At 30.3% G+C, this 23,510-nt stretch carries 21 protein-coding genes; 20 read left to right on the forward strand and 1 reads right to left on the reverse strand.

Annotated elements, in window-relative coordinates; translation table 11 throughout:
- Nucleotides 1-79: 79 nt before the first annotated feature.
- The gene (locus tag KVH43_RS10585; RefSeq protein ID WP_218282495.1) at nucleotides 80-511 is read left to right on the forward strand and encodes a hypothetical protein; all 432 of its coding nucleotides are present in this window, start codon (nucleotides 80-82) and stop codon (nucleotides 509-511) included.
- Between the two features lie 29 nt (nucleotides 512-540).
- On the forward strand, nucleotides 541-1,551 hold the full coding sequence (locus KVH43_RS10590) for a type II TA system antitoxin MqsA family protein (RefSeq protein WP_218282496.1): 1,011 nt from the start codon (nucleotides 541-543) through the stop codon (nucleotides 1,549-1,551).
- A gap of 288 nt (nucleotides 1,552-1,839) precedes the next feature.
- On the opposite strand, the gene ychF is transcribed toward KVH43_RS10590, so the two are convergent.
- Nucleotides 1,840-2,931, reverse strand: a complete 1,092-nt coding sequence (gene ychF, locus KVH43_RS10595; protein WP_218282497.1) for a redox-regulated ATPase YchF — start codon at nucleotides 2,929-2,931, stop codon at nucleotides 1,840-1,842.
- Nucleotides 2,932-3,087: 156 nt separating this feature from the next.
- Here ychF and KVH43_RS10600 point away from each other — a divergent pair, with 156 nt between their 5' ends.
- From KVH43_RS10600 to KVH43_RS10685, 18 genes are all read left to right on the forward strand, one after another.
- On the forward strand, nucleotides 3,088-4,272 hold the full coding sequence (locus KVH43_RS10600; RefSeq protein WP_218282498.1) for a CbiX/SirB N-terminal domain-containing protein: 1,185 nt from the start codon (nucleotides 3,088-3,090) through the stop codon (nucleotides 4,270-4,272).
- Between the two features lie 117 nt (nucleotides 4,273-4,389).
- Nucleotides 4,390-5,670, forward strand: a complete 1,281-nt coding sequence (gene yfmF / locus KVH43_RS10605) for an EF-P 5-aminopentanol modification-associated protein YfmF (RefSeq protein WP_218282499.1) — start codon at nucleotides 4,390-4,392, stop codon at nucleotides 5,668-5,670.
- A gap of 1 nt (nucleotide 5,671) precedes the next feature.
- On the forward strand, nucleotides 5,672-6,976 hold the full coding sequence (gene yfmH, locus KVH43_RS10610) for an EF-P 5-aminopentanol modification-associated protein YfmH (protein WP_218282500.1): 1,305 nt from the start codon (nucleotides 5,672-5,674) through the stop codon (nucleotides 6,974-6,976).
- A 68-nt stretch (nucleotides 6,977-7,044) separates the two neighbouring features.
- Complete coding sequence (lgt, locus tag KVH43_RS10615; RefSeq protein ID WP_218282501.1) at nucleotides 7,045-7,770, forward strand: prolipoprotein diacylglyceryl transferase; 726 nt, start codon at nucleotides 7,045-7,047, stop codon at nucleotides 7,768-7,770.
- Nucleotides 7,771-7,956: 186 nt separating this feature from the next.
- Nucleotides 7,957-8,109 (forward strand): aspartyl-phosphate phosphatase Spo0E family protein, encoded by a 153-nt coding sequence (locus KVH43_RS10620; RefSeq protein WP_218282502.1) that lies wholly within the window; start codon nucleotides 7,957-7,959, stop codon nucleotides 8,107-8,109.
- A 177-nt stretch (nucleotides 8,110-8,286) separates the two neighbouring features.
- A complete protein-coding gene (gene mraZ, locus KVH43_RS10625) occupies nucleotides 8,287-8,718 on the forward strand; it encodes a division/cell wall cluster transcriptional repressor MraZ (protein ID WP_218282503.1) in 432 nt (143 codons plus the stop codon).
- Between the two features lie 55 nt (nucleotides 8,719-8,773).
- Nucleotides 8,774-9,709, forward strand: a complete 936-nt coding sequence (gene rsmH / locus KVH43_RS10630) for a 16S rRNA (cytosine(1402)-N(4))-methyltransferase RsmH (RefSeq protein WP_218282504.1) — start codon at nucleotides 8,774-8,776, stop codon at nucleotides 9,707-9,709.
- A gap of 30 nt (nucleotides 9,710-9,739) precedes the next feature.
- Nucleotides 9,740-10,237 (forward strand): septum formation initiator family protein, encoded by a 498-nt coding sequence (locus tag KVH43_RS10635; RefSeq protein WP_218282505.1) that lies wholly within the window; start codon nucleotides 9,740-9,742, stop codon nucleotides 10,235-10,237.
- Nucleotides 10,238-10,266: 29 nt separating this feature from the next.
- Nucleotides 10,267-12,282, forward strand: coding sequence for a stage V sporulation protein D (locus KVH43_RS10640; RefSeq protein ID WP_218282506.1), 2,016 nt, complete (start codon nucleotides 10,267-10,269; stop codon nucleotides 12,280-12,282).
- Nucleotides 12,283-12,455: 173 nt separating this feature from the next.
- Complete coding sequence (locus KVH43_RS10645; protein ID WP_218282507.1) at nucleotides 12,456-13,916, forward strand: UDP-N-acetylmuramoyl-L-alanyl-D-glutamate--2,6-diaminopimelate ligase; 1,461 nt, start codon at nucleotides 12,456-12,458, stop codon at nucleotides 13,914-13,916.
- A gap of 2 nt (nucleotides 13,917-13,918) precedes the next feature.
- Complete coding sequence (locus KVH43_RS10650; protein WP_218282508.1) at nucleotides 13,919-15,307, forward strand: UDP-N-acetylmuramoyl-tripeptide--D-alanyl-D-alanine ligase; 1,389 nt, start codon at nucleotides 13,919-13,921, stop codon at nucleotides 15,305-15,307.
- Nucleotides 15,308-15,311: 4 nt separating this feature from the next.
- Nucleotides 15,312-16,274 (forward strand): phospho-N-acetylmuramoyl-pentapeptide-transferase, encoded by a 963-nt coding sequence (gene mraY, locus KVH43_RS10655; protein WP_218282509.1) that lies wholly within the window; start codon nucleotides 15,312-15,314, stop codon nucleotides 16,272-16,274.
- 30 nt (nucleotides 16,275-16,304) lie between these two features.
- Nucleotides 16,305-17,663 (forward strand): UDP-N-acetylmuramoyl-L-alanine--D-glutamate ligase, encoded by a 1,359-nt coding sequence (gene murD, locus KVH43_RS10660; protein WP_218282510.1) that lies wholly within the window; start codon nucleotides 16,305-16,307, stop codon nucleotides 17,661-17,663.
- A 5-nt stretch (nucleotides 17,664-17,668) separates the two neighbouring features.
- Nucleotides 17,669-18,772 (forward strand): stage V sporulation protein E, encoded by a 1,104-nt coding sequence (gene spoVE, locus KVH43_RS10665; RefSeq protein WP_338028342.1) that lies wholly within the window; start codon nucleotides 17,669-17,671, stop codon nucleotides 18,770-18,772.
- A 4-nt stretch (nucleotides 18,773-18,776) separates the two neighbouring features.
- Nucleotides 18,777-19,883, forward strand: coding sequence for an undecaprenyldiphospho-muramoylpentapeptide beta-N-acetylglucosaminyltransferase (gene murG / locus KVH43_RS10670; protein WP_218282512.1), 1,107 nt, complete (start codon nucleotides 18,777-18,779; stop codon nucleotides 19,881-19,883).
- A 144-nt stretch (nucleotides 19,884-20,027) separates the two neighbouring features.
- A complete protein-coding gene (locus KVH43_RS10675) occupies nucleotides 20,028-20,375 on the forward strand; it encodes a UDP-N-acetylglucosamine 1-carboxyvinyltransferase (protein WP_218282513.1) in 348 nt (115 codons plus the stop codon).
- Nucleotides 20,376-20,692: 317 nt separating this feature from the next.
- Nucleotides 20,693-22,501: an HsdM family class I SAM-dependent methyltransferase gene (locus KVH43_RS10680; protein WP_218282514.1), complete on the forward strand. Its 1,809-nt coding sequence runs from the start codon at nucleotides 20,693-20,695 to the stop codon at nucleotides 22,499-22,501.
- Entirely contained in the window at nucleotides 22,488-23,462 is a 975-nt protein-coding gene (locus tag KVH43_RS10685; protein ID WP_218282515.1) for a restriction endonuclease subunit S, read from the forward strand. The genes KVH43_RS10680 and KVH43_RS10685 overlap by 14 nt, the downstream gene beginning before the upstream one ends.
- Nucleotides 23,463-23,510: the final 48 nt, after the last annotated feature.

A 23,510-nucleotide genomic window follows, 5' to 3' on the forward strand; every position in this document is an offset into this window, starting at 1 on the left:
ATGTATCAATTGATACATTTATATTGAAAAGAATGTATCAAAGAGTTATAATATGAATATACTATAGTAAGGAAGTGAAATGACTTTGATAAGTGAAGAACAAGGAACTAAGAAACATACGGATTTTACATCTGGACAAATTAAAGAGTATTTAAGCAAGCTTAGAAAGCTAGTTATAGAAGGAAAATATAGCATTTCACAAAATAAGAACAGGATGGAAAACATAAGTTTTATTGAAGAATATAAGATTAATTCAGATAAAGAACGAGAAATATTACTGAGTATTGAATATGATGACTTCTGTTATGCTGTAGATAATCAAAATCCTAAATTTGCTCATGAAATTTTATATGTCTTTAACAAAGAGTATGAGTTGGATAATTGGGGCGAGTTAGAATCTGTTGATATCTACATAAAAACTAATATGACTCAAACAAGGAGAGGTGACGATATTATTATTGTTGTCTCGTTTCATAAAAGAAATAAGCCAATCTCTTATTTATTCAGATAGGAGATTAAGGCAAAAAGGAGGAATGTGAGATGAAAGGTTTTTGTGAAGAATGCAGAGATTATGTTGACTACACTGTAAAGGAAGTTCAAAAAAATAAAGAAATTCGTGGTAAGGATATTAAATATACAGCTAAGGTTGCTTACTGTAATGAATGCCAGAGTGAAATTTTTATCTCTGAGTTAAGAGATAAAAATCTAGAGTCGCTTGATAGAAATTATAGATTGAGTGAAGATTTGATTCAGGTATCTGAAATCAAAGAAGTACTTGAGAAATATGATATAGGGAAAAGACCGTTATCATTGGTACTTGGTTGGGGTGAAGGGACCTTAAGTAGATATGTAGACGGTGATATCCCGACTAGACAATATTCGGATGTTTTGAAAAGAGTAAAAAATGATCCTGAATTTATGTTAGAACTACTTGAGAAAGCTAAGGGTAAGATAACCGACAGAGCATACAGTAATTGCTTACTGGCAACACAAAAAGTTCTTGCTGATAAAAGAGAATTAATGGTAGCGATCCAAAGTGAAGAGAAAATTGACAGTGTAGTAAAGTATATCATATATAAAAGCGTGGAGATTACACCATTAGCCCTTCAAAAATTGTTATATTTTAGTCAATCATTTTTTAAAGCATTTACTGGAGAATTTTTATTTGATAACGATTGTGAGGCGTGGATCCATGGACCGGTATATAAAAATATCTATTTTAAATATAAAGATCATGGATATAATCCGATTGACGAAGATGTCGATATATTCACGCATTTTGATCTTACAGAAACTGAGAAAACAGTTATTGATGCTGTAATATTAAATTTTGGCTGTTATAGTGGTAAAATTCTTGAAAATATGACTCATGCAGAACGACCATGGAGAGAAACTAGAAATGGATTAGAAGATCATGAGCCATCAGACAGAATTATTGAGAAACATTTAATTGAAAGCTACTTTAAACAAATTCGTGAAAAATACAATATGATAAATGTTTCAGATATCCGTGATTATAGTAGAGATCTTTTTGAAAAAATATATCATTAAGTTTTACATGAGAGGAATGGAAGTAATTTACTAGACCTTATCTTCATCCTTAAAGATAAAATAACCTTCAAAACGACAATCAAGAGCTTCAGCGATCTGCTGAAGTTCTTTTTCTGAGAAGTCATAAAGTATTGCATTTTTAACGACTTCTATATCTCTTGATATACAATTATATCTGTTATACACAGAGGCTATTTCACTTAATGCCTAAATATTAAAATAACCGCTACATACTTGAAATAATAAGGCTTGTAGCGGTTGATACTAATTACTTAATTGATATTTTATTTACACATTAAATCTAAACAAGATTACATCTCCATCTTGTACAACATAATCTTTTCCTTCAAGCCTTACTAATCCTTTTTCTTTTGCAGCAGTCATGCTTCCAGCGGCTACTAAATCATCAAAACTAATGGTTTCTGCACGGATAAATCCTCTTTCGAAGTCTGTATGAATTTTTCCAGCAGCTTGTGGGGCTTTGGTTCCAACCTTTATTGTCCATGCTCTTACTTCCTGTGGGCCTGCAGTTAAAAAGCTCATAAGACCAAGGAGCTTGTATCCTGCTTTGATTAACTTATCAAGACCAGATTCAGAAAGACCTAGTTCTGATAAGAATTGTTCTTTTTCTTCATCATCAAGTTCTGAAATTTCAGATTCGATTTTTGCACAGATTACAACAACCTCTGCATTTTCAGTTTGAGCATGTGCTCTTACTTCTTGTACCATTTTGTTATCTTTGTGATCTAGCAAATCTTCTTCAGATACATTGGCAACATAAATGATTGGTTTGAAGGATAATAAATTATAATCTTGTACTATTTTTTCTTCATCCTCTGTTAAATCAAGAGTTCTTGCAGATTTTCCATCTTCAAGGGTTTCTTTGATTCTTTCTAATAAATCAAGTTCTTTTTGAAGAGATTTATCTCCTTTTAATAGCTTTTTAGTTTTTTGGATTCTTCGCTCAATAAGTTCAAGATCAGAAAAGATTAATTCTAGATTAATAGTTTCAATATCTCTTAGTGGTCCAACACTTCCTTCTACATGGACTACATTTTCATCTTCAAAACATCTTACTACATGAACGATTGCAGCGACTTCGCGAATGTTTCCTAAGAATTTATTTCCAAGACCTTCTCCTTTGCTAGCTCCTTTTACAAGTCCTGCGATATCATAAAACTCAATAGCAGTAGGAATCACTTTTTTTGAATCATACATATCTCTTAAAACATCTAACCTTTTATCAGGAACGGAAACAACACCGACATTTGGTTCGATTGTACAAAATGGATAGTTTGCTGATTCAGCACCAGCTTTTGTGACAGCATTAAACAATGTACTTTTACCTACATTTGGTAAACCTACGATACCTAATTTCATTTATAACTCTTCCTTTCAAACGATCTATGTGATTTTCATACAAATTAAATTATAACCGATAAGTATGACTAGTTCAATAAAAAAGAAATATCTAACAGGTTCTTTTTTCATATTTATTATAAAAGTTCAATAGAATGAATTAGGGGGTGGGACTTTGTGAAAGCAATAGAGAATTTGAAAGTGCTGTTTTTATCTATTGTATTTTCTATTTTTAGCATATGTTATTTAGTGTCCTTTGGATTTCTTGAAAGATTGTCTGTTGCTATTTTAACCATATTTTTTTGCATTTTTATTAAAAATATAAAAAAAGTAAAGCTTTCTTATATTTGTACGGTTCTATGTGGAATGATTGTAGGGATTTTATTATGCAATTATGTCTTGTTTTTTTTTGAATATAAAGAGGAATGTAAAAATGAATTCATCTATAAGGAGGAAAATGAAAATACAGCGGTATTATTAGTATATGATGGAGAACCTGAAAGATATGATCTTCCCATCCTTCTAAAGAACATGAATAGAAAGTATTCTTTAAAGGAGAACATATTTTTGCCTTTGCGATTGTATCGATACAAAAGGGTTTACGAAAAGGTAGGGATTAGCAGATATAATTATATAAGTAGAAGTATTGGACAAAAACTTTCTAATCATTTAGATGACGGCTATGATATTTATATTTCTTATTTAAACAATAAACCATATTATGAAGAGGTTTTTTATGAAAAGGTTCTAAAACAAAAATACAAAAAAATTATTATTGTTCCTGTATTTTTGACAGAGTCAATAAACTATAAAAATATTGTGCATAAGCTGGAAATGGATCACTTGTACAATAGAAAGAATATACTAAAATTTATGAATCCTCTTTGGAATGGTGAAAAAATTATAAAATCAATTGTGCAGGAAGCATGTAATGAAGACGGTGAAAAAAAAGAAATGGGCATTATTTTGATAGGTAGTATGGATATTATGGTTAATAAAGATATAGAGCCAAAAGCTGTGAATCAGCAAAGATTGTTTATGGAAAAAATAAAAAAAGGATTGATAAAAAATGGTTTTGAAGAAAGAAAAATAAAATTTTTAAGGCAGAATCTTAATGATTCAGAAATAAATAATATTTTAGGGGAGCTTCAGCAGTATGGAGTAGGAAAAATTTTATTCATAGGAATTGATGATATACTAGATAAAATAGAAAATCAGTATAAAATAGAAAAATCAATTGAAAAAATTAAGCGTACAGAGGAACTAGATATAAAGTATATGAAAGGCTGGGGAGAAAGTGATTTGGTTATAGAAGAATTGGAATTTAGGATTAGACTGCTGAATGTAGAAAAATGGAATTAAAGGATTGACAATTCACAGAATGTATATAATGATAACTATAAACCATAATAAATAGTGACAATATGGAAATTTTGCGATATAAATAGAATAGACAAAATAATACAAGGAGGGCTAAAGTTGCTAAATAGACTAAAAGCTATAAAAATTGGTGAAAATATAAAGCTACATATTATTAAGACAGATAAATTTAAAACTAATCTCGTAAGCGTATATTTGAAGAGACCACTAATAAAAGAGGAGGTTACCAAAAATGCGTTGTTATCAATGGTATTGCCTAGAGGAACAAAAAATTATACAAATTCAATGGCAATATCAAAAAAATTAGAAGAATTATATGGTGCCTTTTTAGGAAGTGATGTGGCTAAAAAAGGAGAAAGAAATATTATTCAGTTTAGAATGCAGCTTATTAATGATCAATATGTAAAGGATCAAAATTTATTGGCAAAAGGGATGGAAATACTTAATGAATATATAAATGATCCATATATAATTAATGGTTTCTTTAAAAAAGATTATGTAGACCAAGAAAAAGAAAATCTGATAGAACGCATAGTTGGACGCAAAAATGACAAAATGAAATATGCATATGATCGTTGTATTGAAGAAATGTGTAAGGATGAAAGTTTTTCATTGTATCAATATGGAAACATAGAGGATTTAAAGAATATAACAAATCAGTCATTATATGAGCATTATAAAAATATTATACATACTTCTCCGATTGATATTTGTGTAGTAGGAAATTTTGATGAAAATGAAATAGAAGAATTAGTGAGTCAAAAGCTAAAGTTCAAACAAGAAGATGTCGTATCAATAGGAAGGGAAAAAATAGAGTATATTCCTGAGAGTATCAAGAAAATAGAAGAGGAGATGGATATTCGGCAAGGAAAATTAAATCTTGGGTATAGAACTAATATTCCGTTTGAAAGTAAAAGATATTATGCTTTGTTGGTATATTCTAATATTTTAGGAGGAGGACCAAACTCAAAGCTTTTCAAGAATGTTAGGGAAAAAGAAAGTCTTTGCTATTATATATTCTCAAGAATAGAAAAATTCAAATCACTGATGATGATAGGATCAGGAATAGAATTTTCAAATTATGATAAAGCTGTATCCTTAATAGAAAAAGAAATCAATGAGATGAACCATGGAAGCTTCTCGGAAGAAGATATAGAGAGTGCTAAAAATTCTATTATCACATCTATTCGAGGAATGACAGATAGCCCTTATATGCTTGCAGATTTCTATTATTCACAGGCTATTAGTGATAGTGATGAGACACTAGAAACTATGATAGAAAATATTAGAAAAGTCAATAAAGAACAAATTATAGAAGCAGGAGAGAATATTTGCTTAGATACAATATACTTCCTGAGAAATAAAAGGGAGGATCGATAAAATGACAGTAAAAACTATAGAAAGTAAATCATTAAAAGAAAAAATGATTTTAAAAGAATTGCCTAATGGTTTGAAAATATTTTTTATGCCTAAGGAAGGTTATACAAAGCAATATGCTATTTTTGCTACAAGATATGGATCTAATGATAGTGAGTTTATAATTCCTGGGGAAAACCAAGCTACGAAGGTAACTGATGGGATTGCACATTTTTTAGAGCATAAATTGTTTGAAGAACCAGAAGGAAGTATATTTGATAAATTTTCAGAATTAGGATCTAATGTAAATGCATATACAAATTTTACTTCAACTTGTTATTTGTTTTCATCTACAGATAGATTTTATGAAAATCTTGAGCTTTTGATAAATTTTGTACAGTCACCATATTTTACAGATGAAAATGTAGAAAAGGAAAAGGGTATTATAGGTCAAGAAATAAGAATGTATGAGGACAATCCTAACTGGAAAGTATTTTTTAATGGATTAAAGGCAATGTATCATAATTATCCAGTAAAAATTGATATTGCGGGAACAGTTCAAAGCATTAGTAAAATAACAAAAGAAGACCTTTACAAATGTTATAATACTTTTTATGATCCTTCGAATATGATTGTATTTATTGTTGGAGATATTAAACAGGATAAAGTCTTTTCTATTATTGAAAGGCTTCAGAAGAAAGAATCAAAAACAGAAAAAGACATTGAAAGAATTTATCCAGAAGAACCAGATACAATTGTTCAAAATATAATTGAAGAAAAATTAGATGTTGCTATTCCTCTTTTTAATATTGCTTTTAAAGATATTGACAATAATTTAAGTCCTAAAGAACTTTTACAAAAGGATATTGCTACGAAAATAATACTAGATATGTTATTTGGCAAGAGTTCAGATTTATATATGAGTCTTTATGAAGAAGGACTTATTAATGATACATTTGAAAATGAATATACAGGAGAAATAGATTATGGTTATTCTATGCTTGGTGGAGAGTCTAAGAGTCCTAAAAAAGTGTTAGAGAGAGTACTTGCTCATATAGACAAGTTAAAGGGCACAGGATTAAATGAAAAAGATTTTGAAAGAATTAAGAAAAAACATATCGGACAGCATATAAGCTATTATAATTCTGTAGAATTTATTGCTACTACTTTTGTTGCATATTATTTTAAAGGAATAAATATTTTTGATTATGTAGAAGCATTAAAAAATATTGAATTTGAAGCAGTGCAAAAAAGATTTAGAGAGCATTTTAACCGTGAAAGATGTGTACTATCTATTATTAGTCCAAAATCCTTTGAACAAAATGAGTAAATTCATTATAATGAAAATAATGGTTGTCAGTTTTCTGGCAACCAAAATATTTTAAGGAGTGATTTGATTTGGATCCGATAGCATTTAGATTGTTTGGACTAGAAATAAGATGGTATGGAATACTTATTGCAATAGGAATGGGATTAGGAACGATACTTGCAATTAAGAGGGCGAAAAAACAAGGCATAGAAGAAGATAAGGTGCTGGATTTATTATTGTTTGCTATACCTGCTGCAATTATTGGAGCAAGAACTTACTATGTTATTTTTAATTTTAAATCCTATGGGGGCGATTTATTTAGCATGATAAATATTCGACAAGGCGGGTTAGCAATACATGGAGGTGTTATAGGAGGCGTTTTAGTAGGATATTTGTTTTGCAAAAAGAATAGGATTTCATTTAGAAAAATGGCAGATATATGTGCTCCAAGTATTATTTTAGGACAAGCGATTGGAAGATGGGGAAATTTTATTAATAAAGAAGCTTATGGAAGACCTACAGACCTACCGTGGGCAATTGTAGTAGATGGTGTGAAAGTGCATCCGACTTTTCTTTATGAATCTATTTGGAATTTTATGGTGTTTTTATTTTTGTTGTGGTATGATAAAAAGAAAAAATTTGATGGAGAGTTATTTTTAATTTATGCAGTTCTTTATTCTACAGCAAGATTCTTTATTGAAGGACTAAGAATAGATAGTTTAATGCTTGGGACATTTAGAGTAGCACAATTAGTAAGTATAAGTGTTATTTTGTTAGCGGGTATTCTTATAATTCGTGGTAGAAAAAAGGCGTAAATTGGGGTGTTTTTTCGAAATAAGCAAAAAAATTAAATATAATTTTAAGAAATATAAAAATGAAATAAAATTGTAACTTCAATGTCATATTATGCTGTTGACATATATTTGAAATTGTAATAGTATATATTCGTGCTAAAAATTATGATTATTAGCAAAATAAAGGTAGAAATATGGGGGATAGAGATGTTAAAGCATGATATAGAAAAGGTACGAAGCAAATTACATGACCTTATTAAATTTGAATGCAGTTATGAGGAAATTTATAGTGTGAGTATTGAGTTAGACAAGCTTATTATTGCATTTTATAAAAATAAAAATCAATCTATAATAATGTAATTTTCAGTAAAATCTTCAAGCTTAGGCTTGGAGTTTTTTTATTTTAAATAAATAGTAATATGTACCTAATAAAAATTATTTTATCGAAGAAGGATTTTTTTAAAACTCATAGAAGTTATTTAAAAGTGGTGAAGAGTGGAGGATAGTGGAGGCTTTTTCCTAAAATGGGGTGACAATGTGTTTATAGGAGAATATTTTCATACACTTGATACAAAAGGAAGAGTGATTATACCTTCTAAATTTCGAGATGATTTAGGAGAAACTTTTATTGTAACAAAAGGCCTTGATCACTGCTTGTTTGTATATCCCCAAGAAGAATGGAAAAGCCTTGAAAACAAATTAAAAAAATTACCTTTGACAAGTAAAGATGCAAGGGCTTTTGTAAGATTCTTTTTTTCAGGTGCAACAGAATGTGAATTAGATAAACAAGGTAGAATTACTATTCCAACTAATTTAAGAAAACATGCGAAGCTTGATAAAGATATTGTCACAATAGGGGTATCTAATAGAGTTGAAATTTGGAGCAAAGAGCAGTGGGAGCTTTATAATGAAACTGCTGATTTAAGTTATGATGATATTGCTGAAAAAATGGTTGAGTTAGGGATCTAATATTTTATGAGACAAAGGTAGATACTATTTAAAAATTAAGAAAGCTGGTGACGATTTGAATTTTAAACATATTTCAGTATTATTAGAAGAAACAATTGAAAATCTTGATATAAAACCACATGGAATTTATGTAGATGGAACACTAGGCGGTGGTGGACATGCGTCTAAAATATGTGAAAGTTTAGAAAAAGATGGATTGCTTGTTGGAATAGATCAAGATCAAGATGCATTAGATGCAGCAAAGAAGAGATTGGAAAAATATACAAATCAAAAGATTTTTGTACATAGTAATTTTTCAAATATAAAAAATGTATTAGAATCATTAAATATTGATGGCATTGATGGTATAATTCTTGACTTAGGTGTATCTTCATATCAATTGGATGAAGGGAGTAGAGGTTTTTCATATATGCAAGATGCACCATTAGATATGAGAATGGACAGAAGAAATGATTTTTGTGCAAAAGATGTAGTAAACGGTTATACGGAAGATGAATTGACAAGAATAATCAAGGAGTACGGAGAAGAGAGATGGGCAAAGAGAATAGCTCATTTTATTGTGAACGAAAGAAAGAAAAAAACTATTGAAACCACAAAAGAATTAGTTGAGATCATTAAAAGTGCTATTCCAGCTGCTGCAAGACGTGATGGACCACATCCAGCAAAGAGGACTTTTCAGGCGATAAGGATAGAAGTAAATAATGAATTAGGGATTATTGAGCAAACTATTCGAGATGTTTCAGAAAAGTTAAATTCGGGTGGAAGAATTTGTATTATTACATTCCATTCTTTAGAGGATAGAATTGTTAAAAATACTTTTAAAGATTTGAGTACTGCTTGTAAATGTCCACCGGAATTGCCAATATGTCAGTGTGGAGGAAAAGCAGTTCTAAAGAGAATAACGAAAAAACCTATATTACCATCAGATTTAGAAATAGAGATGAACCCACGGTCTAGAAGTGCTAAGTTAAGAGTAGCACAAAAGGTTTAAAGTTCTAAAAGGGGGAAGAGGTGAATAAGTTTGGTAGTAGCACAAAGAAAATATAGCTATGTTGAAGAAGAAATAAAACAACCCCAGCCTAAAAAGAGCAATAAAAAGAAGCCAAAGCAAAAGGTTAAAATTAAAGCAAATCATAAAGTACAAATGATATTTGGTATTATAATGATAGGAAGCTTATGTATAGCTATTTTACTAGGATATGCTAGAATATCAGAGCTAAAGTACAGAATATATGGACTAAATAAAGAAATTCATCAGCTAGAGATACATATTGAAAATTTGAAAGTCCAAGTTGATGGAGTAAAGCGAAGTGACTTAATTGAAAAAAAGGCAAGAGAGGAATTAGGAATGCAGTATCCTGATAAATCTCAGATGGTTTTTATAAAGCTAGATGGCAATAATATGGTGGATGGTTTAAATACAGAAGAAAAAGCACAAATAGATGAAGCTAAAAATAAAAAAGATCTAATAGATAAGATAAAAGGGATGTTACATACAGCTCTTTCTTTATTAGACTAATTATGATCTAAAATAAGGGGGCAGCAATTTTGACAACACCTACTATTGCAAATAAAAAAAGATTGATTTTTCTGTTGTTTTTAGTAAGCTTTTTATTATTTTTACTCATATTTAGAATTGGATGGATTCAGATTATAAAGGGAGAACAATACAGGCAGCTTGCTCATATTCAACAAACAAGGGATATTCCAATTCCAGCTAAAAGAGGAACAATCTATGATAGAAAAGGAAAGGAATTGGCTATTAGTGCAAGTACTAATACTGTTTGGGCAAGACCAGCAGAAGTAAAGAGTGCTAAGACTCCTGATGAGTCAGCTAAAAAGGTTGAGCAAACTGCTAAAAAGCTTGCTGAGATACTTGAAATGGATGAAAAAGCATTAAAAGAGACTTTATCTCAAAATAAAGGGTTAGTCAAAGTGAAAAAGTGGATAGATAAAGATAAGGCAGATGCTATTCGAAAAGAAAAATTAGATGGTATATGGATTGCAGAAGATAATAGAAGATATTATCCATTTGGAAATTTTGCTGCACATATTATAGGACATACTACAACTGATAATCAAGGACTTAGTGGTATTGAGCTTGAATATAATAAGTATTTGAGTGGATTACCTGGAAGGTGGATTAAGAATACAGATGCTGCAGGAAGACAGTTGCATTATGGAACTGAAAAGTATTATGAAGCAGAAAATGGATTAAATGTTGTACTTACTATTGACGAGGTTATACAACATTTTACAGAAAAAGCAATGGATGATGCATTGGTAAGAACAAAAGGCAAGAGAATTTTTGCCATTGTTATGGAGCCAAAAACAGGAGATGTTTTGGCTATGGCAGCAAAACCTGATTATGATCCGAACAACCCTAGAATACCTATAGATGAAAGTAGAAAAAGAGAGTATGAATTAGCAGATAGTAAAGGAAAGCAAAAAATATGGAATAGTATGTGGAGAAATCCATTAGTGAGTGATACTTATGAGCCGGGATCTACATTTAAATTGATTACAGCTGCTGCAGGATTAGAAGAAGGTGTTGTAACACCTGATTCGCCATTTTATTGCAAAGGGTATATTATGGTAGCTGGACAACGGTTAAGGTGTTGGAGGTATTACAGACCTCATGGCTCTGAAACTTTTACACAAGCACTACAAGCTTCTTGCAACCCTGCGTTTGTTGAAGTAGGTCAAAGACTAGGAGTTGAAAAGCTATATGAATATATTGATGCTTTTGGTTTTACAAAGCCAACAGGAATAGATTTGCCTGGAGAATCAAGTGCTATAATTCAAAACAAAAAATATGTAGGACCTGTAGAACTAGGAACTATATCCTTTGGGCAGGGGATTTCTGTTACACCTTTACAGCTTGCTACAGCTATATCTGCTATTGCCAATGATGGTAAATTGATGCAACCAAGAATTGTTAAAGAATTAGTAGATGATTCAGGAAATGTAATACAAAGATATGAGCCTAAAATGATTCGACAAGTATTATCAGAAAAAACAGCAAGAGAACTTAGGCTTATGATGGAGAGTGTTGTAACAGAGGGATCAGGGAAATATGCATATATTCCTGGGTATAGAGTAGGTGGAAAAACAGGTACTGCTCAAAAGGTTATAAATGGTAAATATGCAAATGGAAAGGTATATGCTTCCTTTGTTGGTATAGCACCTGTTAATGATCCAAAGCTTGCAGTTTTAGTAGTTGTAGATGAGCCTCAAGGAGTTCACTATGGCGGTACAAATGCAGGACCTGTTGTTCATGATATTATAAGAGATACATTAAGATATCTAGATGTAGAGCCAAATTTCAATGAAGAGGAAGCGAAGGAATATGCTCAAAAGGAGGTAGCTATTCCAGAGGTTAGAAATCTGTCGTTAAAAGAAGCAACTAAGGTTTTAGAAAAATATAAACTGAAATATAAAACAGAGCCGATTGATGTTGAAAATCCTGATAGCATTATTATTGATATGTTTCCTAAGCCAGGAGCTAAGGTGCCAGAAAGCTCTATGATTATTTTATATTTAAAAAAAGAAAATACAAATTAGTTTGAACAATTATTATATCCTATAATATGTGTTATAATTAAAATAAATAAATAATCAAGGCAACTTAAGTCGAAGTAGGATCACTTTGAATTAAGTTGCCTTTTAATGAGTTTTGTTTATGAATATTTTTCAGGGTCAATAATATAGAAATGGGCTATAAAGGGAGCGATGTTATGAAATTGAAAGCATTAATAGAAAATCTATCTGTAATTGATATAAATGGTGAAGTAAATATAGATGTAGAAGGGATTGCCTATGATTCTAGAAAGGTAAAGAAAAACTATATTTTTGTCTGTATGGTAGGCATGAAGACAGATGGACATAAATATATTGATCAAGCTATAAAGGGTGGGGCTAAGGTATTAATTGTACAAAAAGATGTTGCCGCTATAAAAGGGGTTACGATTATAAAAGTAGAGAATAGTAGAAAGGCATTATCGGTTATCTCATCAAATTTTTATAAAAATCCAACAGAAAATATGGATATAATAGGTGTTACGGGTACGAATGGAAAAACAACGATTACATACTTAATTAGAAATATTTTAGAAAAGAATGGAATACATACGGGGCTGATAGGAACGATAGCTCATAAAATTCTTGACAAAGAATATAAAGCGAATAATACTACTCCTGAATCTTTAGAACTGCAAAAGTTATTCAAAGAAATGAAAGACTTAAAAGTAAATACTTGTGCTATGGAAGTTTCTTCTCATTCTTTAGCATTAGATAGGGTAGCGGGAATTAACTTTAAAATAGGGGTGTTTACAAATTTAACAAGAGATCATTTAGATTTTCATGAAAATATTGAGAATTATAAAAATGCAAAGGCAAAGCTTTTTTATCAAACTACGCTTGCAAATATCATCAATATTGATGATCCTTATGGAGATGAGATTGCTAAGGAAATCAATGTTTTAGATACAAAACTTATCACATATGGGATTAAAAGAAAAGCAGATATTTATGCTGAAGATATTCGTATTTCCCCTAAGGGAGCAGAGTTTACATTAATTACACCAACCTTTAAAGGAAGTATAAGCATTGCAACTCCAGGAATGTTTTCGGTATATAATGCATTAGCTGCTATATCAGTTTGTTATGCTTTAGGACTTAGTTATGAGCAAATTAAAAATGGAATTGAATCTGTAAAGGGTGTACCAGGACGTTTTGAAGCTGTACAAGATACAAAGAATCATACAATTATTGTAGATTATTCACATACACCAGATGCATTAGAAAATGCTTTAAATACAATAAAAGAGTTTGCAGAGAGAAGAATCATTACTGTATTTGGTTGTGGAGGCGACAGAGATAAAACTAAAAGACCAATGATGGGTGAAATTGCTGGAAAACTTTCAGATTTTTGTATTATTACTAGTGATAATCCAAGATCAGAAAATCCTATAAATATTATAAAAGATATAGAAGTAGGCATAAAAAAAACATATTGTAAATATAAAATGATAGTAGATAGAAAAGAAGCAATAAAAGAGGCTATAAAAAACTGTGGGGAAAAAGATATTATTTTAATTGCAGGAAAGGGTCATGAAACTTATCAGATTATTGGAGAGAAAACAATCGATTTTGATGATAGAAAAATAGCTCAGGAAATACTGAGGGAGGAAATATAAATATGAAATTATCTATACAAGAAATCATAGAAGCAACAAAGGGAAAGCTGATAAAAGGAGACATATCAGATTTTGTTTATGGTATTTCAACGGATTCTAGAAGTATAAAAAGCAATGAACTTTTTATTCCTCTTGTAGGTGAAAAGTTTAATGGACATGATTTTATTGAGAGTGTTGCTAAGATTGGAGTAAGTGCAGTGCTTACTAGTCAAAAAGTTGAAGATGATTTATCAGGTTATGAAAGGTTATCTATTATAAAGGTAAAAGATACTCTAAAGGCTCTACAGGATATTGCAAAATACTATATATCAAAGTTTAATATACCTATTATAGGTGTTACAGGTAGTACAGGAAAAACTTCAACAAAGGAAATGATTTATTCTGTACTTAGCAAAAAATATAAAGTTTTAAAAAACAAAGGAAATCTTAACAATCATATAGGACTTCCTTTAACAGTTTTTGAACTTGAGGAGGATCATGAGCTTGCGATATTTGAAATGGGAATGAGTGGATTTGGTGAGATAGATTTACTAGCCAGTATTGTAAAACCTGATGTTGCAGTTATTACAAATATTGGATTATCTCATGTTGAGCATTTAGGGTCACAAGAGAATATCCTTAAATCAAAAATGGAAATTACAAATTATTTTGATGAAGAAAGTACTTTGATTGTAAATGGTGATGATCCTTTATTAAAAACTTTAGAAGATATTGATACAGACTATTATCAGTATTTTATAGGTACTGAAGAAAATTGTCACTATCAGGCAGTAAACATAAAAAATTTGGGTGAATATGGCATTCGTTTTGATATGTTTATCAATGACAAATTTTATCCTTTTACATTAAATGTTTTAGGAGAACACAATATTTATAATGCATTATGTGCAATTGCTATTGGATTAAAATTTAATATGGATATAGAATTAATACAAGAAGGCATAAAAGAATTTAAAGGAAGTAAAATGAGACTTCATATTTTTACTACCAATGAAAATATAAAAGTGATTAATGATGCATATAATGCAAGTCCTGATTCCATGACAGCTGCTATTCATGTATTAAGTAAAATGAGAAATAGGAAAATTGCAGTTTTAGGAGATATGCTGGAAATGGGTGAGTATGCTAAAGATGGACATTATAAGGTAGGCTGCGAACTGGCAAAGAATTCCATAGATATATTGATTGCAGTAGGTACAAATGCAGAATATATTGCAAAAGGAGCAATAGAAAATAAATTAGATAATGATAGAGTATATACATGTAAAAAAAATGAAGAAGCTATAGATTTATTAAAGAGTATATTACAAAAGGAAGATGTCGTACTTGTAAAAGGATCAAGAGGAATGCGAATGGAGGAAATCGTACAATACATACAAGAGAGGAGTTAAGTTTATGACAGAACATACACAAATTATAACAACAATTATTACATCATTTTTAATTACACTTATTCTAGGACCTATTGTAATACCTATATTACATAGATTAAAGGTAGGACAAAGTATAAGAGATGAAGGACCTAAATCACATATGCAAAAATCTGGAACACCTACGATGGGTGGTTTAATAATGATTACTGCTATTTGTGTAACTACACTAACTTCAGGGAATGTAAACAGAGATTTGTATGTGATTTTATTTGCAACAATTTCTTTTGGATTAATAGGGTTTATAGATGATTTTATAAAAGTTGTATTGAAGAGGAATTTAGGACTTAAGGCTTATCAAAAATTGATAGGTCAAATTACAGTTGCAATTATTATAGCAGTATATCAATCATCTATATCAGAATATGGAACAAAAATATTAGTTCCTTTTATAAATGAAGAATGGGATTTAGGAATTTTATATATTCCTTTTATTGTTACAGTTATGGTTGCAACAGCGAATAGTGTAAATTTAACAGATGGTTTGGATGGGTTGGCAGCAGGTGTTACTTTGATTGTTTCTGCTTTTTTTAGTTTAGTGGCTATAAATTTGGGCTATTCTAGTATTGCAGCATTTTGTGGAGCATTGACAGGTGCTTGCTTAGGATTTTTAAGATTTAATGCTCATCCTGCAAAAGTATTTATGGGAGATACAGGATCTATGGCACTTGGAGGAGCTATTGCAGCTATTGCAATATTAATGAATCTAACCCTTTTAATTCCTATTGTAGGAGGAATATACTTTGCAGAAGCATTATCTGTTATTCTTCAGGTAACATCTTTTAAGTTAACAGGAAAAAGAATTTTTAGAATGAGTCCTCTGCATCATCATTTTGAACTAAAGGGCTGGAAAGAAACAAAGGTTGTCATTGTATTTTGGTCTATTACATTAGTATTATGTATAGTAGGATTATTTAGCTTAAATTAACTTTTATAGAAATGAAAGTAGGTGTGTACATTGTTAGTAAAAGATAAACGTGTTTTAGTAGTGGGATTAGGAACATCAGGAATACCAACTGTAAATGTTTTATTGAAATTAGGAGCTAATGTTACTGTTAATGATATGAAAAAAGAGGATGCTCTAAAGGATATATTAAAAGAAATAGATACTAGCAAAGTAAATTTTATTTTGGGACAGCATCCGAAGACACTATCAAATTTTGACATGGTAGTACTTAGTCCAGGAGTACCGACAGATTTATCTTTTATTATAAAGGCAAAAGATATAGGAATTACTGTCATAGGAGAATTAGAACTGGCATATAGGTTGTGTAAGGGGAAATTTATTGCCATAACAGGAACAAATGGAAAAACAACTACAACAGCTCTAACAGGTGAAATATTTAAAAAAGCAGAAAAGGAAACCTATGTTGTAGGGAATATTGGGATTGCTGCAATATCAAAGGCATTAGATGCAAGTGAAGAAGCGATTATGGTTACGGAGACAAGCAGCTTTCAGCTCGAAAGCATTATAGATTTTAAGCCTAAAATTTCAGCTATTTTAAATATTACTCCAGATCATTTAAATAGGCACAAGACAATGGAAAATTATATAATGGCAAAAGCTGATATATTTAAAAATCAAGATGAAAAAGATTATTTAGTATTAAATGTAGATAATGAATTAACTTATGGTTTGAAAAAATATGCAAAAGCAGAGATTATTCCATTTAGTAGAAAGGTTCATTTAGAAAAAGGAGCATATGTTTCTGATGAACATATTGTTGTAAAGGAAGAAAACAAAAAAGAAAAGATAATTTGTTCAGTAGATGATTTAAAGATACCAGGAAAGCATAATTTAGAAAATGCATTAGCTGCAACAGCTATTTGTTATTGGGCAGGGATCGATGCTGATGTTATAGGAGATACTTTAAGAGGCTTTATGGGAGTAGAACACAGAATAGAATTTGTTGATGAAATCAAAGGTGTGCGGTTTATAAATGATTCTAAGGGTACAAATCCAGATGCAGCAATAAAAGCAGTAGAAGCTATAAAAACGCCTATTGTTTTGATTGCTGGTGGAATGGATAAGGGAAGCGATTTTAAAGCATTTATTGATGTATTGAAGGGAAAAGTAAAAGAAATGATTTTAATAGGAGAAACAGCTGAAAAAATAAAGAAAACAGCGGACGAAAATGGATTTAATGCATGTACAATTGTAGAAAATATGGAGCAAGCAGTAAAAATTTCAGCAAAGGTTGCACAAAAAGGAGATACTGTGTTATTATCACCAGCTTGTGCTAGTTGGGATATGTATCCTAGCTTTGAGGTTAGAGGTAAACATTTTAAAGAATGTATAAAAAAATTGAGGGGGTAAACGAAGTGGCAAAAAAAAGGTCAAGTGACTTTACCCTTTTTCTTACAGTATTAATACTAGTTGTAATAGGGATTATTATGGTATTTAGTTCTAGTCATTACTATGCACTTTCTAAAATGAATGATTCCTATCACTTTTTAAAAAGGGAATTGATGTGGGCTGGACTAGGTATGATAGGTATGTTTTTTACGATGAATTATGATTACTGGAAATATAGAAAAATGGCACCATATGCTTACATATTTAGTTTGATTTTGTTATTGCTTATTTTCACGCCACTTGGCAAAGAGATCAATGGTGCAAGAAGGTGGTTAGGTGTTGGTGGGTTTACAATCATGCCGGGAGAGGTTTCAAAAATATGTGCAATTATTTTTATGGCATCTATGCTTTCTAGGAGAACTGAAAAAATCAAAAGCTTTGTGAATGGGGTTATTCCATGCCTTGTTATTATAGGAATATATTTTGGGCTAATAATATTACAGCCTAACATGAGTACAGCAGTTACCATTAGTATGATTATTGCTTCTATGATGTTTGTGGCAGGTATGAGATGGTTCCATGTAATGGCTATGGGTATTGGTGGTATTGGATTCTTAGCTGTTATGATTTTAATAGCTCCTTATCGTATGAAAAGATTAACAAGCTTTTTAGATCCTTTTTCAGATCCTAGAGGGGCAGGATATCAAGTAATTCAATCCCTTTATGCCTTAGGGTCAGGTGGATTATTTGGTGTGGGGCTTGGAAAAAGTATTCAGAAATATCTTTACATACCTGAACCGCAAAATGATTTCATATTTGCAATTATAGGGGAGGAATTAGGCTTTATTGGTTGTGTAACGGTAATCCTTTTATTTCTTTTGTTGATCTGGAGAGGTGTAAGAATTTCTATTAATGCTCCAGACTTATTTAGTTGTTTGCTTGCTTCTGGTATAACTGCTATGGTAGCTGTGCAAGTAATTATAAATATTGCAGTTGCCACCTCTTCCATGCCTGTTACTGGAATAGCTTTACCTTTTATAAGTTGGGGGGGGAACTCACTGGCAATATTTATGGCAGCTATGGGAATTTTATTAAATATATCTAGACATTCGAATTTAGATAGGAGATGAAGCAATGAAAGTATTAATTTCAGGTGGAGGTACAGGAGGGCATATTTATCCTGCAATCGCAATAGCGAATAAGATAAGGGAAGAAATAAAAGGTGTTGAAATATTATTTGTAGGGACAGAAAAAGGCTTAGAAAGTCAGCTTGTACCTAAAGCAGGATATAAATTAGAAATTATTACAATTAGAGGTTTTAAAAGAAAGCTATCAATAGATACAATTTTTTCTATAAAAGATTTATTTTTAGGAATAAAGGATGCTGCAAAGATAATTAAGAAATTTAAGCCGGATTTAGTAATCGGTACGGGAGGATATGTTTGTGGTCCAGTTGTTTTTATTGCTTCATTATTGAATATAAAAACTATAATCCATGAACAAAATGTTGTTCCGGGTATGACAAATAAAATACTTTCAAAATTTGTAGACAAAATACTGGTTAGCTTTGAAGAATCTAAAGATTACTTTTACAATAGCAATAAAATAGTTGTAACAGGAAATCCAGTAAGAAAGGATTTTATAGATGTCAATAAACATGCATGTCGTAAAGCTTTAGGAATAGCTGATGATTCTTTTGTAGTAATGGCATTTGGAGGAAGTAGAGGAGCAAAAAAAATAAATGAAACAATGGCAGAGGTTTTAATGAAATTTAATGGGCGAAAGGATATTTACATGATCCTTATTACAGGAAGCAACCATTATAAGAATATATTGGAGATGTTAAATAAGCACAACTTTAAGCTAAAAGATAATATTAGAGTAATGGAATATGCTTATGATATGGCAATGTATATGGGAGCAAGTGATTTGGTTATGTGTAGAGCAGGTGCTATAACTCTTGCTGAAGTTACAGCTATGGGATTACCGACTATATTAATACCATCTCCTTATGTAGCGAATAATCATCAAGAATATAATGCAAAGGTTTTGGAAAAAACTGGCGCAGCTGTTTTATTACCTGAAAAAGAATTGACAAGTAAAAATATTATCAATTTAGTAAATGTATTTTTGAATGATAAAAACCGTCTAAAAGAAATGGAAGCTAAAAGTAAAGAGTTGGCAAAGCCAAATGCTACAGATATGATTTATACAAATATTTTAAATTTAATTAGGTCTTAAAATGATTTCATATATTTGTTGTCGTAACACCTTCGAGAATTATGCATAAAATGATTAATATATTAACGATTTTTTATTCGATAAAAATGCATTTATAAAAAATGTAATGATTGTATTTATGAATACAGCTCGGAGGTGGAATATGTGAGTAGGTTTCTGATAAGAGGAGGAAATAAGTTAAATGGAGAAATAAGAATTGGTGGAGCAAAAAACGCAGTTCTTCCAATATTGGCTGCTACTGTTATGAATGGAGGAGAAAATATATTATTTGACTGTCCAAATCTTAGTGATGTTCACTCAATGATACAAATATTAAAAGCTATTGGATGTACAGTGACTTTTGACCAACATACACTAAAGGTAGATTCAAGCACTTTATCTTCTTATGAAATTCCTGAGAATTTAGTAAGGGAAATGAGATCTTCTATATTTTTGATGGGTCCAATGCTTGCTCGATGTGGAAAAGTAAAAATCAGTTATCCAGGTGGATAACAGAACTTATTGGTACAAAAGGATTGTTTGATATATATAAGTATTTTGAAAAAGTTTTAAATATTAAATATTTAAAACACCAACCTTCTTTAACCAATAAAAATGGACAAGCCCTATAAAAAATAGAACATATTTAATAAGCTAATTTACTATTTAATATTCAAAAATATAATAAAATATTAGGAACAGACTTTATTGTAAAGATATTATATATACTATAAACAATAGAGTCTGTTTTTTACAAATGTACTAATTTATTCACTAATGGTATAATATTTTTGTCTAGCTTATTGTAATAATGTAAGGGGGAAATAGAATTGAATGAAAGGATTACGGAAAATTTAGTTAGAGATATATTAAGAGAAAAAGGTTATTATGATGATAAAATAGTAACAGTCGAAGAACAAAGCAGTAACATACCAAGAGTTGATAAGTTATTGAGTGATGCTAGTAAAAAAGGAAAAGGGAAAGGATATCCAGAATTTATAATTACAACTAGCAAAAATAAAAGTTTAGTAGTTGTGATAGAATGTAAAGCTGATATTAAGAAACATGAGAGCAAAGAAAGAAAAAAATATGCTGATTATGCTGTAGATGGTGCACTTAACTATGCAGATTATTTATCTAAAGATTTTAATGTAATTGCTATAGGGGTAAGTGGACAAAATGAAAATGAATTAAAAATAAATAGTTATTTATGGGCTAAAGGTAGCAATAAATATGAACCATTAAATGATGATGGGATTTTAACTATATATGATTATATTAATATTGTCGAAAGAAACCCTATAATAGAAAAGAAAAATTATTTTGAACTTATGAAGTTTTCAAAAGATTTACATAACGATATGAGGGATTATGCAAAATTAACTGAAACTGAAAAACCTATTTTGGTTAGTGGAATTTTAATTGCTCTATCTAACCAAGCTTTTTTACATAGTTATAAATATATAAGCAATGCAAGTGATTTAGCTCACTCAATCGTTACAACTATTGAAACAGTGGTAAAAAATTCTAAAATACCAGAAGGCAAGGTTAAAAACCTTATACAAGTATATAGTTTTATAGAAACTCACCCAGAACTTAATAGAGGAGATACATTATTTAATATTGTTGAAAAAATAGATAAACATGTTAAACCATTTATGAATTCATATAATAATATTGATGTAATTGGTCAATTCTACGGAGAATTCTTGAGATATACAGGTGGAGATAAGAAATCACTTGGTATTGTTCTTACACCAAGACATATTACAGAATTATTTGCTGAAATGGCAAATTTAACTCCAGATAGTGTTGTATTAGATACTTGTTGTGGTACAGGTGGGTTCTTAATAAGTGCTATGTATGAAATGATTAAAAAAGCAGGGAACTCTGAAGAAAAAATTAAACATATAAAATCAAATAATCTTATAGGGGTAGAGCAACAGCCAAATATGTTTGCTTTAGCAACTTCAAATATGATATTAAGAGGTGATGGAAAATCCAACTTATATTTAGGAAGCTGTTTTTCTTTTGATGAACAATTAAAATCAAAGAAGCCAACAGTTGGATTTATTAATCCACCGTACTCGCAAAAAGGTGAAGGGCTTTCAGAATTGGACTTCATTAAACACATGCTAGATTGTTTAGAACCAAATTCTTTAGGATTTGCTATAGTTCCTATGGGAACAGCTATTGGAACTCATCCATTAAAAGCAGAAATTTTAAAAAAACATACACTGGAAGCCGTAATGAGCATGCCAGATGATTTATTCTATCCTGTAGGTGTTATTCCATGTATTATGGTATTTAGAGCCAAAGTTCCACATAATGCAAATTATGAATCATGGTTTGGATATTGGAAAGATGATGGATTTGTAAAAACTAAAAATGAAGGAAGAATTGATTTATACCACAGGTGGGAAAGAATTAAGGTTAAGTGGTTAGACATGTACTTTAATAAAAAAGAAATACCGGGTTATAGTGTGAAGAAAAAAGTTACAGCTAATGATGAATGGTGTGCTGAAGCTTATATGGAGACGGATTATAGTGATATAACAGAAGAAGATTTTGAAAATGTAATGAAAAAATACATGGTATTTAAAATAATGAATGGTTGTGATGAAAATGAAGATGAGTAAAGTATCAGATTTATTTGAAATCACGTATGGTACTAATTTAGTATTAAGTAGATTAGAACAATACGATAAGCATAATGAAAATACAGTAAATTTTGTTTCAAGAACTGCTAAAAACAATGGGGTATCAGCTATTGTAAAGAGAATTGATAAAATAAAGCCACTTGAAAGGGGGTTAATTACAGTTGCTCTAGGTAGCAATGGGGTGATGGAAAGTTTTGTTCAACCCTATGAATTTTATTCTGGTAGAGATGTTTGTTATTTAACCCCCAAAAATGAAATGACTTTAAGAGAAAAATTATTTTATTGTATATGTTTAAGAAAAAACAAATATAGATACAATTATGGCAGACAGGCTAACAGGTCTTTGAAAGATATCTTAATACCATCAAATGTACCAGAATGGGTATATACTATGAAAATACCAGCATATTTAGATGTAGAGAAAAAATATAGTTTGAATAATAAGAAGAAGATCAATGTTGAAGCTTGGAAAGGATTTAAGTATGAAGAGCTTTTCGATATAGAAAATGGTAGGGGTGTATTAATCAAAGAAGCTAAAAGAAATAAAGGCGATACACCTTTAGTAAGTGCTACTCGTGAAAATAATGGGGTGAGTTATTATGTGAGTTTTAAACCTACTCATCAAGCAAATACAATAACAGTAGTTAAAAATGGTAATAGTGTTGCAGAAGCTTTTTATCAGAGTAAGCCATTCTGTGCAACTTCTGACGTTGTTGTACTTAATCCAAAGTTTGAATTAAATGAGTATATTGCTATGTTTTTAATAACTTTAATGAGAAAGGAAAAATATAGATTTAATTATGGGAGAAAGTGGAATCAAACTAGAATGAATAAATCTATTATAAAATTACCAGCACAAAACAATAAACCAGATTGGACTTTTATTGAAAACTATATTAAGTCATTAAAGTATTCAAAATTAATAGCTTCAGATATGTAATGAGCGTGAAATCCACGCTCTATTTATTTTTTTTAGATAAATAAAGAT

Source organism: Crassaminicella indica (assembly GCF_019203185.1).
GTDB classification, from domain to species: Bacteria; Bacillota; Clostridia; order Peptostreptococcales; family Thermotaleaceae; genus Crassaminicella; species Crassaminicella indica.